Consider the following 14,741-nt stretch of genomic DNA (forward strand, 5'->3'; position numbering starts at 1 on the left):
TAAATGATTTATTTTTACTCATTAATAACAATTCACTTTATATCACGTTTAAAAAACAATGAAAAAAATAATTCTGGTTTATTTATCACTAATTTCTTTCGTTTCTTTTGCACAAATTAAAGGTGATGTAACCATCGAATGGTTAGAAAAAAAGGAAATGTTTTTTGGCGATTTCAAAGTTACTGTCCCTCAATTTAGTGGGAATAGTTATTATTTTGATTTTTCAAAAAAAACAATAATTTATACCCTTAAAATATCAGAATCAGCTTCATTTGATGAAAATGACCTCCAAATTACAAATGTAATATACGAATCAATTCCAACTTCACAACTTGGCGAATTGGCTTTGGAAAACATTCCAAAAACGCCAAATCCTGCACTAAAAAATACTAATTCAAGAGATATTAAACAAGCCTTTCTTTCTTTATCTCCGATTGTAAAAGATGACTTTGGATACAAACGAATTAAATCATTTTCTTACAGTATTAAAACCAGTTCTTCCAGAATTTCACAATCCAATAAAAGCACGAGTGTCATTTCTAATTCTATTTTAGCTTCTGGAGATTGGTATCAATTTTACGTAGAGAAATCTGGTGTTTATAAAATTCCCAAGAGTTTTTTGCAACAATTAGGACTCGACGTAAACAATATTGACCCAAAAAAAATAAAAATTTATGGCAATGGAGGTAAAATGTTGCCTTTATCAAACAGTACTTATTACCCATCCGATTTAACCGAAAATCCTATTCAAATTATTGGCGAAAGCGATGGTGTTTTCAATAACGATGATTATATTTTATTTTATGCCGAAGGATTAGACACTTGGAATGAAGAAAGTCAAACCTTCAATAACTTGTATGATACAAAATCCTACTATTATGTAACAGTTCAAGGTGACGATGGAAAAAGAATTCCTGAAATGACCCAACCTACGGGAAACAGCTCATTAATATTAGACACATTTGATGACCATCAATACCATGAACTAGATCTTGTAAATATTGTACATCTTGGACGTCAATGGTTCGGAGAATCGTTTGACATCAATCAAGAACAGGAATTTGAATTTAATTTTCCAAACTACGATTCAACAACGCCAATAAAAATTATGGCAACAACTGCTTCTGCTGCTTTTACTCCTACTTCATTCAAAGTAGCAGCAAATGGTCAAGAAATAGGAAACATATCATTTGCATCTTTGAATACCAATTCAGATACCGAATTCAATTTAGGTTTTTTACCAAAAAACACTACTTTTAATGGTTCCGAAAATGTAAAAATAAAGCTAACTTATAATAATAATAGTGTCCCTGGTTCAAAAGGATATTTAGATAACATTCGGCTTATCGCCAAAAGAAAACTTCAAGGTTATGGAAAACAGTTTGCTTTTCAATACGACTTATCTAATTCAAGCCTTGGCGTAGTTAGTTATTCCATTGCTAATGCAACTGGCATTTCTCAAGTTTGGGATGTAACTGATTTATTCAATGTAACCAAAATTGAAAATTCAAATCAAAGCTCCTTTACTTTTAAAGCTAATTTGGGTGAACTCAGAAAATATATCGCAGTTGATGCTTCAGACTATTATACTCCTTTAAAAGACAGTAAAACAAAAATCAACAACCAAAACTTAAAAGGAACACTTTTTAAAAATAATCAAGGCCAATTTCAAGATATTGATTATGTAATTATAACTCCAAATTCCCTAACGACACAAGCTGAAAAATTAGCTAATTTCCACCGTACTAATTCTAATTTAAATGTAAAAGTAATCACCCTTGAATCCATTTATAAAGAATTTTCATCAGGAAAACAGGATATCTCTGCCATAAGAAATTGTGTAAAATATATTTATGAAAACGCATCGACAGCTGATAAAAGAATAAAATACGTAAACCTTTTTGGCGACGCTTCCTATGATTTCAAAAACCGAATTACAAACAACACCAATGTAGTTCCTATTTATCATTCCTTAAATAGCAATACTTCGGGGGAAACTTCCTTTGCTTCCGATGATTTTTTTGGATTGATGGATGCTAATGAAGGGAATATTGTTTCCTATTTTGGAGGAATTGATATTGCAGTTGGAAGAATGCTCGTAAATGATGCTACACAAGCTGATGAAATGGTAAATAAAGTCATAGAATATTATGATTTAAAATCATACGGAAGCTGGAGAAATAATTTTGTTTTAATTTCAGACGATGCAGATAAATCTTCGGACGCAAGTCTTCAAACCCGTCAAAATAATTTAGCCGATGTCATTGCTATCGAAAAACCATTTCTGAATGTCAATAAAATAATATTGGACTCCTATGTTCAAGAAGCTTCCGCAGGAGGTTTTAGATATCCAAAAGCAAGAACAGATCTTTTTAATGCTTTCGAAAAAGGAGCATTAGTCTTTAATTATTTAGGACATGGCGGAGAAGATGGCTTATCAAGTGAGCGCATTTGGGAAAAATCAGATGGACAAAATTTAAGTAACCAATACAAATATCCTTTATTCATAACCATAACTTGTGAATTTTCTCGTTTTGACAATCCTTCCAGACCAACTGCGGGTGAATATACCTACTGGAATCCTAAAGGCGGTGCCATTGCAATGATTACAACCATACGGGCTATAGGCCAATATAACGCAGAAAATTTCAATGATATTCTTTCTGAGAATTTATTGTCATTTGGCTCTAACCAATATACTTCTATTGCTGAAACATTGCGACTTTCCAAAAACAGCAACCCAAATTCAGCAACTAATGTAGTTTTTTATATTGGCGATCCTGCATTAATGCTTGCGATCCCTAAACCAAAAATAAGTCTTACTAAAGTAAATGACGTTTCCATTTCACAACCTGTTGATGATTTCAAATCATTAGCCAAAATTAAATTGACCGGAGAAATCACGGATGAAAACAACAATTTACTATCAAACTACAATGGGGAAGTTTCCACAACCATTTTTGACAAAATCATTCCAAGGACAACACTTAATAATGATGGAAATAGTACCCCAATAAATTTCAATGTTTTGGGTGAAACTATTTTCAGAGGAAATGCATCTGTAACTAATGGTAAATTTGAATTTACTTTTGTTGTTCCCAGGGATATCCGAATTCCATTAGCCAACGGAAGAATCAGTTTTTACGCCAAAAAAAATCAAATATTAGAAAATGAAACGGGCTATAACGCCACTATAAAAGTGGGAGGAATTAATGAAAATGCAGTTGCGGACAATATTAGTCCAAGAGTGAAGTTATATATGAATGATGAGACTTTTGTTTCAGGAGGCACAACTAATGAATCGCCTTTCCTACTTGCTTTTCTTGAAGATGAAAATGGTATAAACACAGCCAGTGGAATTGGTCATGACATTGTTGCAATATTAGATGGCGATGTGAATAATCCTTACATTTTAAATGATTATTACCAAACAAAATTAGATGATTACACTAGTGGAACACTTCGGTTTCCGCTACGTAATTTATCAGTCGGCTTGCATACTATAACTTTCAAAGCATGGGATGTGTATAATAACCCCATAATTACTGAGATTCAGTTTGTAGTAGTTGGTGATGAAACGATAACATTGACTCATGTCTTGAATTATCCCAACCCATTTGTTAATTACACCGAATTTTGGTTTACGCATAACAGACCTTACGAAGCGTTAGAAGTCCAGGTTCAAGTTATGACGATAACAGGAAAAGTGGTTTGGACTAAAAACCAAGTTGTTTTAACCGAAGGTTTTTTATCAAAAGAAATCACTTGGGATGGAAAAGATGATTTTGGCAGCAAAATTGGGAAAGGAGTTTATATTTATAAACTCACGGTAAAATCAAACTTGACGAATAAAAAGGTTGAAAAGTTTGAAAAACTTGTAATACTTTAATAAAATACTATATTTGTTTAACCCATATTCTTACAATAATGAAAAAAATTACGTCAGTCTTTATCTTTTTATTTATAGTTTCATTAGCTAAAGCACAAGATAGAGTCATAACAACAGGAGTTCCATTTTTATTAGTATCTGCCGATGCAAGAGCTGCAGGTATGGCTGATATAGGTGTTGCATCATCCGCAGACGCTTTTTCACAACAATGGAATCCAGCAAAATATGCTTTTGCAATAGACAAGCAAGGCTTCTCCGTGAGTTACACCCCATATCTTACTGATTTAGTAAACGATATTTCATTGGGGCAATTAACTTATTATAACAAACTGAACGAGCGAAGCGCATTTGCAGGAAGCTTTAGATACTTTGGTTTAGGTAACATTGAACTTCGTGAAACTGGTAATCCAGATGAAGTTCCAAGGATAGTTTCTCCAAACGAATTTGCTCTTGACGGCTCTTATTCTTTAAAGCTAAGTGAACGTTTCTCTATGGCTGTTGCCGGACGCTATATTCATTCCAGTCTAAAAGTGGCATCTGACAATGGTGATGCTACACCAGCGAGTTCATTTGCAGTTGATGTGGCAGGATTCTATCAATCAGAAGAAATAGCTTATACTGACTTTAACGGAAGATGGAGAGCAGGATTTAACATTCAAAATTTAGGCCCAAAAATAAGTTATGACAATGATGAATTTAGCACTAATTTTCTACCCGCAAATTTAAAAATAGGAACTGGTTTTGATTTCATATTAGATGATTATAATAAAGTAGCTTTAAATCTAGAATTCAATAAATTATTAGTACCCACTCCACAAAACCCAGATTTAAATGGAGACGGAACAGTGACTAGCGAAGAAAGAGCACAAAACCAACAGGATTATCGTTCTATTAGTTGGGTATCTGGCGTATTTAAATCATTTGGTGATGCTCCAGACGGATTTAAAGAAGAATTAAAAGAATTCACTTATGCTGCAGGTGCTGAATATTTATACCAAGATTCATTTGCTATGCGAATGGGATATTTTCACGAAAGTCCACAAAAAGGAGCGAGACAATTTTTCTCTCTTGGAGCAGGATTTAAATATACAATTGTAAAAGTGGATGTCTCTTATTTGTTCTCCGCATCGAAAGTAAAAAACCCTTTGGAAAACACACTTAGATTTTCACTTACTTTCAATTTTGGAGATAAGTATGACGAATATTAAATAAAGTAAATTTTAACTATAACAACAAATCCAAATTTCATATCGTTGAAATTTGGATTTTTTTTCCTGTAAAAAGAATGAAAGAAATTACCATTACTACACAATTCAATGTCTTTGATTCCGTTGAAGACTTGCCAAATGACATAATAAATTTAATGGAACAAGCTATAGCTGTCAGAAAGAAAGCATACGCTCCTTATTCTAAATTCAGAGTCGGCACCGCTATTCTTTTAGACAATGGAAAAATTGTACTCGGTTCAAATCAAGAAAATGCAGCTTATCCTTCTGGTCTTTGTGCAGAACGTGTGGCAATTTTTCAAGCAGGAGCAATTTATCCTGACGCAAAAATTTTGAAAATGGCCATAACAGCAGCTTCAGACACAAATAAAACAAGTGTCCCCATTCCCCCTTGCGGTTCCTGTAGACAATCAATTGCAGAATATGAAATAAACCAAGATACCCCTATAGAAATCTATTTCATGGGAGAAATAGGAGCTATTTACAAATCTGCATCCCTAAAAAACCTGCTCCCATTCATGTTTGACAAAAAGTTCTTGTAAAAAAGACCAAAAACTAGCGTATAAATTTTACTTCTTAGTTGGAATGTCTTATTTTTGCGATTCGCAAATTTGTGGGAGGAAACTATTTTGCGTTATGGTACCAATTGATAATACAATAACACTTTAGCAAAAGAATTAATTCAGATGAAAGAAGTTACAAAAGAAGTTTATTTAAAGTGGTATGAAGACATGCTGCTTTGGAGAAAGTTTGAGGACAAACTTGCAGCATTATACATACAACAAAAAGTTAGAGGATTTCTACACTTATATAATGGTCAAGAAGCCGTTCTGGCAGGTGCATTGCACGCCATGGACTTGACAAAAGACAAAATGATTACCGCTTATAGAAATCACGTTCAACCAATAGGAATGGGTGTTGACCCAAGACGCGTAATGGCTGAACTAATGGGAAAAGTTACAGGAACATCTAAAGGAATGGGTGGATCTATGCACATTTTCTCAAAAGAACACCGTTTTTATGGTGGTCACGGAATTGTAGGTGGACAAATACCTGTAGGAGCTGGATTGGCTTTTGCAGATAAATATTTTGAAACAGGTGGCGTTACTATGACCTATTTTGGTGATGGAGCTGCTCGTCAAGGTTCTTTACACGAAGCTTTCAACATGGCTATGTTGTGGAAACTTCCAGTAGTCTTTATCGTTGAAAACAACGGTTACGCTATGGGAACTTCTGTAGAAAGAACTGCAAACCATACAGATATCTGGAAACTAGGCTTAGGATACGAAATGCCTTGTGGACCAGTTGATGGAATGAATCCGGTAAAAGTTGCTGAAGCAATGACAGAAGCTATTGATAGAGCACGTCGTGGTGATGGACCAACTTTTCTTGAAATGAAAACATACCGTTACAGAGGACACTCCATGTCTGATGCACAATTATACCGTTCGAAAGAAGAAGTAGAAGAATACAAAAAAATAGATCCAATTACACAAGTTTTAGATGTAATTAAAGATCAAAAATATGCTACTGAGGAAGAGATTGAAGTAATTGATCAAAGAGTAAAAGATTTAGTGGAAGAATGCGTAAAATTCGCTGAAGAATCCCCTTATCCTGAAATCCAACAATTATACGACGTAGTATACGATCAAGAAAACTATCCATTTTTACCTCATAAACTATAAATCAATTATGGCAACAATAATAACAATGCCTCGTTTGAGCGATACTATGACGGAAGGAACGGTAGCGACTTGGCTAAAAAAAGTAGGAGACAAAATCAGCGAAGGTGATATCCTTGCAGAAATTGAAACTGACAAAGCAACAATGGAATTTGAGTCTTTCAATGAAGGAACTCTTTTATATATTGGTATTCCAGAAGGAGAAACTGCACCAGTAGACTCTCTATTGGCAATAATAGGAAATGAAGGTGAAGATGTTTCAGCTTTAATAGCTGGAAAAACAACTCCCACAACTGAAGAAGCTAAACCTGCCGTTGCTGAAACTGCAGCAGCTCCAGAAGTTAAAAAAGAAGAAACAACTGCTTCTGCAGCTTCTTTACCAAAAGGAGTAATCGTCGTTACGATGCCTCGATTGAGCGATACCATGACAGAAGGTACAGTAGCTACTTGGTTGAAAAAAGTAGGTGATAAAATTACCGAAGGTGATATTCTTGCTGAAATTGAAACCGATAAAGCAACAATGGAATTTGAATCTTTCAACGAAGGAACTCTATTATACATAGGAATTGAAGAAGGAAATACGGCACCTGTTGATAGTCTTTTAGCCATCATTGGACCTGAAGGAACTAACATTAGCGGTATTGCTGAAAATTATAAAACAGGAGGAGCTCCACAAGCTCCTGTTGCAACTGAAGAAGCAAAATCAGCAACAGCTGAAAAAGCAGAATCAATTGTACAAGAAGCATCAACTGATGCACAACGAATTTTAGCGTCACCATTAGCAAAGAAAATTGCAAGTGATAAAGGAATCCAACTGACTCAAGTGAAGGGTTCAGGTGAAAACGGACGTATCGTAAAAAGCGATATCGAAAACTTCACACCACAAACTGCTTCTACGCCAGCAACTGCTGCACCAGCCAAAACAGAAACTGTTGCTGCAGCAAAACCATTTGTTCCTGCAGGAGAAGTTTTCACAGAAGAAATCAAGAATTCGCAAATGCGAAAAATTATTGCTAAACGTTTAGCAGAATCTTTATTTACAGCTCCACATTACAACTTAGTAATAGAAGTAACTATGGATGATGCAATGAAATCAAGAGCTATCATTAACAGTGTTCCAGATACAAAAGTATCTTTTAACGACATGGTGATAAAAGCTTGTGCATTAGCTTTGAAAAAACATCCAAAAATAAACTCACAGTGGAGAGAAGATGCTATCATCATCAACCATCACGTGAATATTGGAGTTGCCGTAGCTGTTGAAGACGGACTTGTAGTTCCTGTATTACGATTTACTGATGCTATGAGTTTATCTCAAATTGGTGGAAATGTAAGAGATCTTGCAGGAAGAGCTAAAAACAAAAAATTATTACCTACTGAAATGGAAGGAAGTACTTTTACTGTTTCTAATCTTGGAATGTTTGGTATCACTGAATTCAATTCTATCATCAACCAACCGAACTCTGCAATCCTTTCAGTAGGAGCTATTGTAGAAAAACCGGTAGTGAAAAATGGACAAATTGTAGTAGGAAATACAATGATGCTCTCTTTAGCTTGTGATCACAGAACAATTGATGGCGCTACAGGAGCACAATTTTTACAAACATTGAAACAATTCATAGAAAACCCAGTTACGATGCTTGCGTAATAACTTGGTCTTTAAAATACAAATCCCGTCTTGTTTTAAAACTTGACGGGATTTTTTATTTATTCTTTGCTTCTATCCAACGGGACATATACTTTGTACTGTTCAACGTATGATGTTGCAACATAGCTCCCATAAAGTTAGTCAAACGGTGTTTTTGTAAATCGGATTGTAACAACTCAACTACTTTTGAAAAATCATCCTCGAATATTTTTTTCTGGTACCGTTTATTTATAATTTTTATTCCACTATGTTGTGCTTGTTGCCAAATAATTTCATCTTGATACAATTGAACGGCCCTATCTGCAAAAATACTAGGTTCATCAACAATAAAGCCATTCCAAGGTAAATCGCCAAACATTGATTCACCTCCAATAGTTGTAGTAACACTTGGTGTACCACATAGCATTGCTTCCAATAATTTCCCTTTTATACCTGCGCCAAAACGCAAAGGCGCCAAAACAACTCGAGCATTGCAAACTACTTCTTGGGCATCATTCGCACGACCCATAATTAAAAAACCTTCTTTATTATTATGCAATTGCAGTACTTTTTGCGAAGGATACGCTCCATAAATATGCAAAACAGCTTGTGGTAATTCTTTTCTAATTAAAGGCCAAATTGTTTCTTTTAAGTACTGAACTGCATTCCAATTGGGTTCATGAAGAAAATTTCCAATAAAAATAAAGTTTTTTCGATTTTCAAATAAAGGTAATTCTTGAAGCTGAGCAATCTCGATTGGTTCCAATAAAAAGGGTAAATAATACAACAACGTTTTATCAATTTTAAAAACGGATTTTAATAATTCCATTTCAAATTCAGAAATCATCAAAGACAGATCACAACGTAAAATGCTGGCAATTTCTCGTTTAGCAACATCTTCAAGAAACAAATCAGTCACACTAAATAATCGATTTTCCTTAAATGCCTTTTGTCGTGCTAAGCGTAAACAGTGTAAATCTTCAGTATCTAACAATCGCAATGCATTAGGACAATTTTCGGCAACGCGCCAACCAAATTGTTCTTCCATCATAAAACGATCAAACAAAACTACAGTCGGATTCAGTTCTTTTACAAAATCATCAAAACTAGAATTATTTAACTCAATTGATTTTTTATCAACTTCATGTTCTTCTAAATCGACCATAAATTCACTATTCTGTGCTGGACTTGCAAACGTTATGCTAAATCCTTGCGCTTTAAAAAGCGAAATCAATTGCATCATCCTTCCCCCCGCTGCCGATGAATTGGGCTCTGGCCAAACAAAACCAATAACTAAAAGCTTTTGAACCTGATTCATAATTATTATAATTTCAACTGCAAAATAATGCTATTTAGATGGCAATTATATCATTTCAAAGAAAAATCAGTAAGAAAAGACTAATTTTGCATTAAATAAATTCCAATAAGATGTTAGGATTAAAATTAGCCACAGACCCACGTTGGGTAAATATAGTTGAATCAAATATAGAAGAAATCTTAACCGATCATGCTTGGTGCGAACAAAAAGCAGCCTCAAATGCGATAAGTTTAGTTACTTACAATTCTGAATTAGAGGAATTAGTAACCGAAATGTTGATTATAGCAAAAGAAGAATTAGACCACCTCCAATTGGTTCATAACCTAATAAAAAGTAAAGGTCTAACTTTAGGACGAGAGCGTAAAGACCATTATGTAAATGAACTTTTCAAATTTATGAAAAAAGATGGTAGCCGAAAAGATGCTTTATGTGATCGATTGTTATTTTCTGCCATGATTGAAGCCAGAAGTTGCGAGCGTTTTAAAGTCCTATCCGAAAACATAAAAGACCCAGAATTAGCTACTTTTTATCGCGATCTTATGATTTCAGAAGCTGGACATTACACCACTTTCTTGGGATTTGCACGAAAATATGCTGATAATGTTGACGTAGACAAACGATGGGCTGCATGGATTGAATTTGAAACTTCCATCATTACTAATTATGGTAAAAATGAAACCATTCATGGTTAATAAACTATAAAAATTTAAGTGATTTTTACAATAAACAAAAAGAGGATGCTCAATTGAACATCCTCTTTTGTTATAATTCCGATTGAATTTTATTTAATAATCATAAACTCTGAACGTCTGTTTAAGGCATGCTCATCATCAGTACAATTATCTCCACAAGCTACTTTTGGTTCTGATTCACCAAAGCCTTTTCCTGATATCTTATCAGCACTAATTCCTTTTGAAATGATATATTGTATAGTAGCGTTAGCTCTTCTATCCGAAAGATTTAAATTATATTCATCACTACCTCTTGAATCTGTATGAGACTTAACATAAATAACCAACTTATCATTTTGTGACATTACATAAACTAATTTATCGAGTTCCTTAGCTCCTTGTTTAGTTATATTGCTTTTATTGTATTCGAAATATATAGGATTCAATATAATTTCTTTTTCAGTTACTGTAACCTCAATTGGATCTATAGCAGCATCAATACTCACAGTCCCTTTTTCAATTTTAGAAACCGGAAATGATTTAGTAATAAATCCATCTTTGTGCACTTCTAATAAATATGGCTTTTGGCAATCAACTTCATATGACACTTCCCCTTTTTCATTAGATATTTTAGTATCTAAAATAGTATTATTTTCATCTAAAATAATTACTCTGGAATCAGCCAAAACAGCATTATTTTTTGCGTTTTTTACTATCGCTAAAATTTGTCCTTTACAAACTGGTACTGCACTATAAATATGATCTACACCAGATCGATTACTGGACAAATATCCAATATTTTTTTCTTTGTTAAATGTAAATGCAAAATCATCTTTTTCTGTATTTACAGGATTTCCAACATTATTTGGAATCCCATTTTTATTTAAGTCTACAGCAAAAACATCTAAACCTCCAAAACCTGTTAGACCATTCGAAGAAAAATACAAAACAGAATCGTCCGTAACAAAAGGAAAGTTTTCATCCCCTACCGTATTTATTTTATTTCCTAAATTTTCAGGTGAGCCAAAGCTCCCATCTGAATTTATTGCTACTTTCCAGATATCAGTTCCACCAATTGATCCTGGCATATTTGAAGCGAAATAAAGAAAATTCCCTTCTTTGTCAATAGATGGATTTCCGGTAGAATAACTTTTACTATTAAATGGAAGCGCTGTAATTGCAGTCCATTTATCATTTTCTTTAACAGCTTTATACAAACTTACCTGTCCGTATTTTATTTTCTTTGCTTTATCTTTTTCAAATAGCTTGTCTTTAAAACTTTCACTAGAAAAATAAATTGTATTACCATCTTTTGTCATCGTCAAAGGACCTTCATGATAAACTGTGTTTAATTCTGAAATTAGCGTAGGCTCTGAATAAGTCGCGTTTTCTTCTTTATAATTTGATTGATATAGATCTAAATAGGGTTCGTTATTCCATCCATAGATTTTTCCGTTTTCATTTCTTGCACTTGCAAAATAGAGTACATTATTATAAAGTATAGCTCCAAAATCAGATTTTTCAGAATTAATATTTATTTTCTCCAATATAAATAATTTTTCTTTCTGTTCAAGTTTAGAGAGATAATTTGGGTTTTCATTGAATACCTTGGTTCTTTCATCATTAGGTAACATACCTGCAAATACTTTCATTTGAGCATCAGATTCTGCATATTTACCGTTAGATTTTAACACCTGAGCATATTTATAATATGTTTCTGCATCCTGTTTAGTCTTTACAGCTTGCTTATACCATTTTTCAGCTTCAACAAAATTATACATGTTATAATAACTATCTCCGAGTTGCTTATACACATATACATCTGCTTTCCCTTTTTCGACTAAAGCTAAATATTCTTTAACCGCTTGAACATATTCATATCTGTCAAATAACTCATCTGCATTCTTAGTATCTTTATTTTGTGCGGTAAGCGAAATTACATTGAGCACAAAAAAGAACAATAGGGTATATTTTTTCATTAATTATAAATTTAATATTAGAAAAATCTTGGAGAACGTGAAACTTTTTTCGAAACAAACAAATCATATAATAATATGAATTCATGAGAAGACGGCGCAGTAACTTTTAAATCCGAAATAACATGATCGTATGCATAACCTATTCTTAATTCCGGTGTTATTGCAAAATTAATCATTGCTCCAAAACTATCTTCTAATCTATATGTAGCACCTATTTCAAACTTTTCTTGGTACAAAAAATTGGCAGAAAGATCGAGAGAAGGTTTTACATTAAATGCTGACTTCAACATAAAAGAAGGCTTAAATTTCAACTCATAATTAAGGTCAAACACATATCCTGCTGTTAAAAAATAGTGCGATACATCTGAACCGTATTCACGCCCGTTATAATCCAAATGCGCTGCCTTTAAAACATTAGGTACCGATAATGACACATAATATTTATCCGTGTAATAAAAAACACCTGTTCCTAAATTTAATGCCACGTCATTTATATCTTCTCCAAAAATACCTTCAGAAGGATCTGGCAAACTAGATTGTATATCCCTAAGTCCTACTTTGTGAAAAGAGGCACCAGCTTTCAATCCAAAAGCTAATCGTTGTACATCTCCTAATTTCAACGTATAAGAGAAATCGCCGTATACATTTTGTTCCGTAACCGGACCAATTTTATCAGAAATAAACGACAATCCTAAACCGACATTTTTTCCTACGGGCGTATGCCCCGAAAAGCTAAAGGTCGTTGGAGCATCTTCTATATTTACCCATTGTTTTCGGTACAAAAGACCAAAAGAAATATTTTCTTTTGATCCTGCATAAGCTGGATTAATTACATTCATATTATACATATATTGGGTATAATGTGGATCTTGTTGTGCTTTTACATCCATATAGGTAATAAGAACCAAAAGAGACGTCAAAAATATTTTGTTCATATCTGTTTATTTTTCGATTTATTAGTCTATGAAAATTTCATAACCTATAAATTTATTAATTACTATTTTTCTCTGATTAAATAAATCCAACCTGTTTTTGTTTCTCCATTATTGAATTGTATCACATAGTAATAGGTTGCGCTTGGAAGCTCATTTCCTTTGTCAGACTGGCCTTTCCATTGATCAGTATAATTAGTCTGATTGTAAACTTTAATACCATATCTATCAAATATTTCTAAGTTTTTTACATCCATTAATCTTAAATCAAAATAGTCATTTGACCCATTACCATCAGGAGAAATTCCTTTTTGGATGTTACAATAAATAGATTCAATTGTAACATTATCCGTTGTTTCACAACCAGTTGCAATTGATTTTACAGTTAAACTATACTTAATAGGAAATACCTCTTGACCTGTGGTAGATGCAATCACATCAGATACATTTAAAACATTAGAATTTGTTCCAATAAGAGCTCCAGCACTATCTTTCCATTGATAATCAACATTGCTTGAATCATACGAAGATGCAATTGGACTTGCAGTTAAAACATAATCTTTAGAATCACATTCTCCTGAAATTTGAAATTGAATTTGTGGAGGAATAGGATTAATAGTTATTTGAGAACCTGTACTGATACAAGCAATACTATTTGTAAATCGCACACTTATTGTATATTTTCCAGGCGCTAAATTTAAAAACTCTGGATCGTCTTGATATCCATTTCCTAAACTATATTGAACATTCGCTTGTGCAGTAATCTGAATTCTACCCATAGGTTGTAAACAAGTTGGCTGTGTAATTTGTGCCAATGTTGGTGTTAACGGTAATGGAGGAAGAGGATCGATTGTTACACTTAAAGTACTTTGAACAGAACATGTATTATCAGCAATATTTCTTGCATATAAGATATAATTATTTGGAGCTAATCCAGAAAACATACTTGAAGTTTGATACGTAGTTCCATCTAAACTATACTCGACACCAGATTGTGCAGCCACTACTATAGTCCCTGAGGGTACAGCACATGTTGGTTGAAGCGTACTTACCATTGTTGGTACAACTGGAGGAGTTGGTATTTGATTAATTGTTACTAGCGAGGTTGATAAATTTAGACATGAGTTGTCCGCAAGATTCCTTACATACAATGTATAATCGGCAGGTGCCAATCCTGTAAAGGTATTCGATGACTGATACGTTATTCCATCCAAACTATATTCAACGCCAGATTGGGTTGCTATCGCTATACTTCCTGATGGAGTTCCACAAGTTGGTTGTACGACACTGGTACTTGTTGGTACAACTGGAGGAGTTGGAATTGCATTAATTGTTGTTACGGAAGCCGATGGGGTGATACATGTATTGTCAGCAAGGTTTCTTACATACAATGTATAATCTGCAGGTGCCAATCCTG

At 33.7% G+C, this 14,741-nt stretch carries 10 protein-coding genes; 6 read left to right on the top strand and 4 right to left on the bottom strand.

What is annotated here, in order from left to right; genetic code table 11:
- The first annotated feature begins 58 nt into the window (after positions 1 to 58).
- The 5 genes from porU (at position 59) to OA85_RS13555 (ending at position 8,445) form a co-directional block, all read left to right on the top strand.
- Positions 59 to 3,889 (top strand): type IX secretion system sortase PorU, encoded by a 3,831-nt coding sequence (gene porU / locus OA85_RS13535; RefSeq protein ID WP_039110284.1) that lies wholly within the window; start codon positions 59 to 61, stop codon positions 3,887 to 3,889.
- A 38-nt stretch (positions 3,890 to 3,927) separates the two neighbouring features.
- Positions 3,928 to 5,097, top strand: a complete 1,170-nt coding sequence (porV, locus tag OA85_RS13540; protein WP_039110285.1) for a type IX secretion system outer membrane channel protein PorV — start codon at positions 3,928 to 3,930, stop codon at positions 5,095 to 5,097.
- Between the two features lie 77 nt (positions 5,098 to 5,174).
- Entirely contained in the window at positions 5,175 to 5,657 is a 483-nt protein-coding gene (gene cdd / locus OA85_RS13545) for a cytidine deaminase (protein ID WP_039110286.1), read from the top strand.
- A gap of 144 nt (positions 5,658 to 5,801) precedes the next feature.
- Complete coding sequence (gene pdhA / locus OA85_RS13550) at positions 5,802 to 6,800, top strand: pyruvate dehydrogenase (acetyl-transferring) E1 component subunit alpha (RefSeq protein WP_039110287.1); 999 nt, start codon at positions 5,802 to 5,804, stop codon at positions 6,798 to 6,800.
- Between the two features lie 7 nt (positions 6,801 to 6,807).
- The gene (locus tag OA85_RS13555; RefSeq protein ID WP_039110288.1) at positions 6,808 to 8,445 is read left to right on the top strand and encodes a pyruvate dehydrogenase complex dihydrolipoamide acetyltransferase; all 1,638 of its coding nucleotides are present in this window, start codon (positions 6,808 to 6,810) and stop codon (positions 8,443 to 8,445) included.
- Positions 8,446 to 8,500: 55 nt separating this feature from the next.
- Here the strand turns inward: OA85_RS13555 and OA85_RS13560 are convergent, their stop codons facing one another.
- Positions 8,501 to 9,742: a glycosyltransferase gene (locus tag OA85_RS13560; protein ID WP_039110289.1), complete on the bottom strand. Its 1,242-nt coding sequence runs from the start codon at positions 9,740 to 9,742 to the stop codon at positions 8,501 to 8,503.
- A 110-nt stretch (positions 9,743 to 9,852) separates the two neighbouring features.
- Between OA85_RS13560 and OA85_RS13565 the strand changes: the two genes are divergently transcribed.
- Positions 9,853 to 10,434 (top strand): tRNA-(ms[2]io[6]A)-hydroxylase, encoded by a 582-nt coding sequence (locus OA85_RS13565; protein ID WP_039110290.1) that lies wholly within the window; start codon positions 9,853 to 9,855, stop codon positions 10,432 to 10,434.
- Positions 10,435 to 10,523: 89 nt separating this feature from the next.
- On the opposite strand, the gene OA85_RS13570 is transcribed toward OA85_RS13565, so the two are convergent.
- The 3 genes from OA85_RS13570 to OA85_RS13580 form a co-directional block, all read right to left on the bottom strand.
- Positions 10,524 to 12,392: an OmpA family protein gene (locus OA85_RS13570; RefSeq protein WP_039110291.1), complete on the bottom strand. Its 1,869-nt coding sequence runs from the start codon at positions 12,390 to 12,392 to the stop codon at positions 10,524 to 10,526.
- Between the two features lie 17 nt (positions 12,393 to 12,409).
- Entirely contained in the window at positions 12,410 to 13,327 is a 918-nt protein-coding gene (locus OA85_RS13575; RefSeq protein WP_039110292.1) for a type IX secretion system membrane protein PorP/SprF, read from the bottom strand.
- Positions 13,328 to 13,389: 62 nt separating this feature from the next.
- Positions 13,390 to 14,741: gliding motility-associated C-terminal domain-containing protein (locus OA85_RS13580; RefSeq protein WP_039110293.1), on the bottom strand; the 1,352-nt coding region annotated here is incomplete at its 5' end.

The organism is Flavobacterium sp. AED, from assembly GCF_000812945.1.
In the GTDB taxonomy this organism is placed as follows: Bacteria; Bacteroidota; Bacteroidia; order Flavobacteriales; family Flavobacteriaceae; genus Flavobacterium.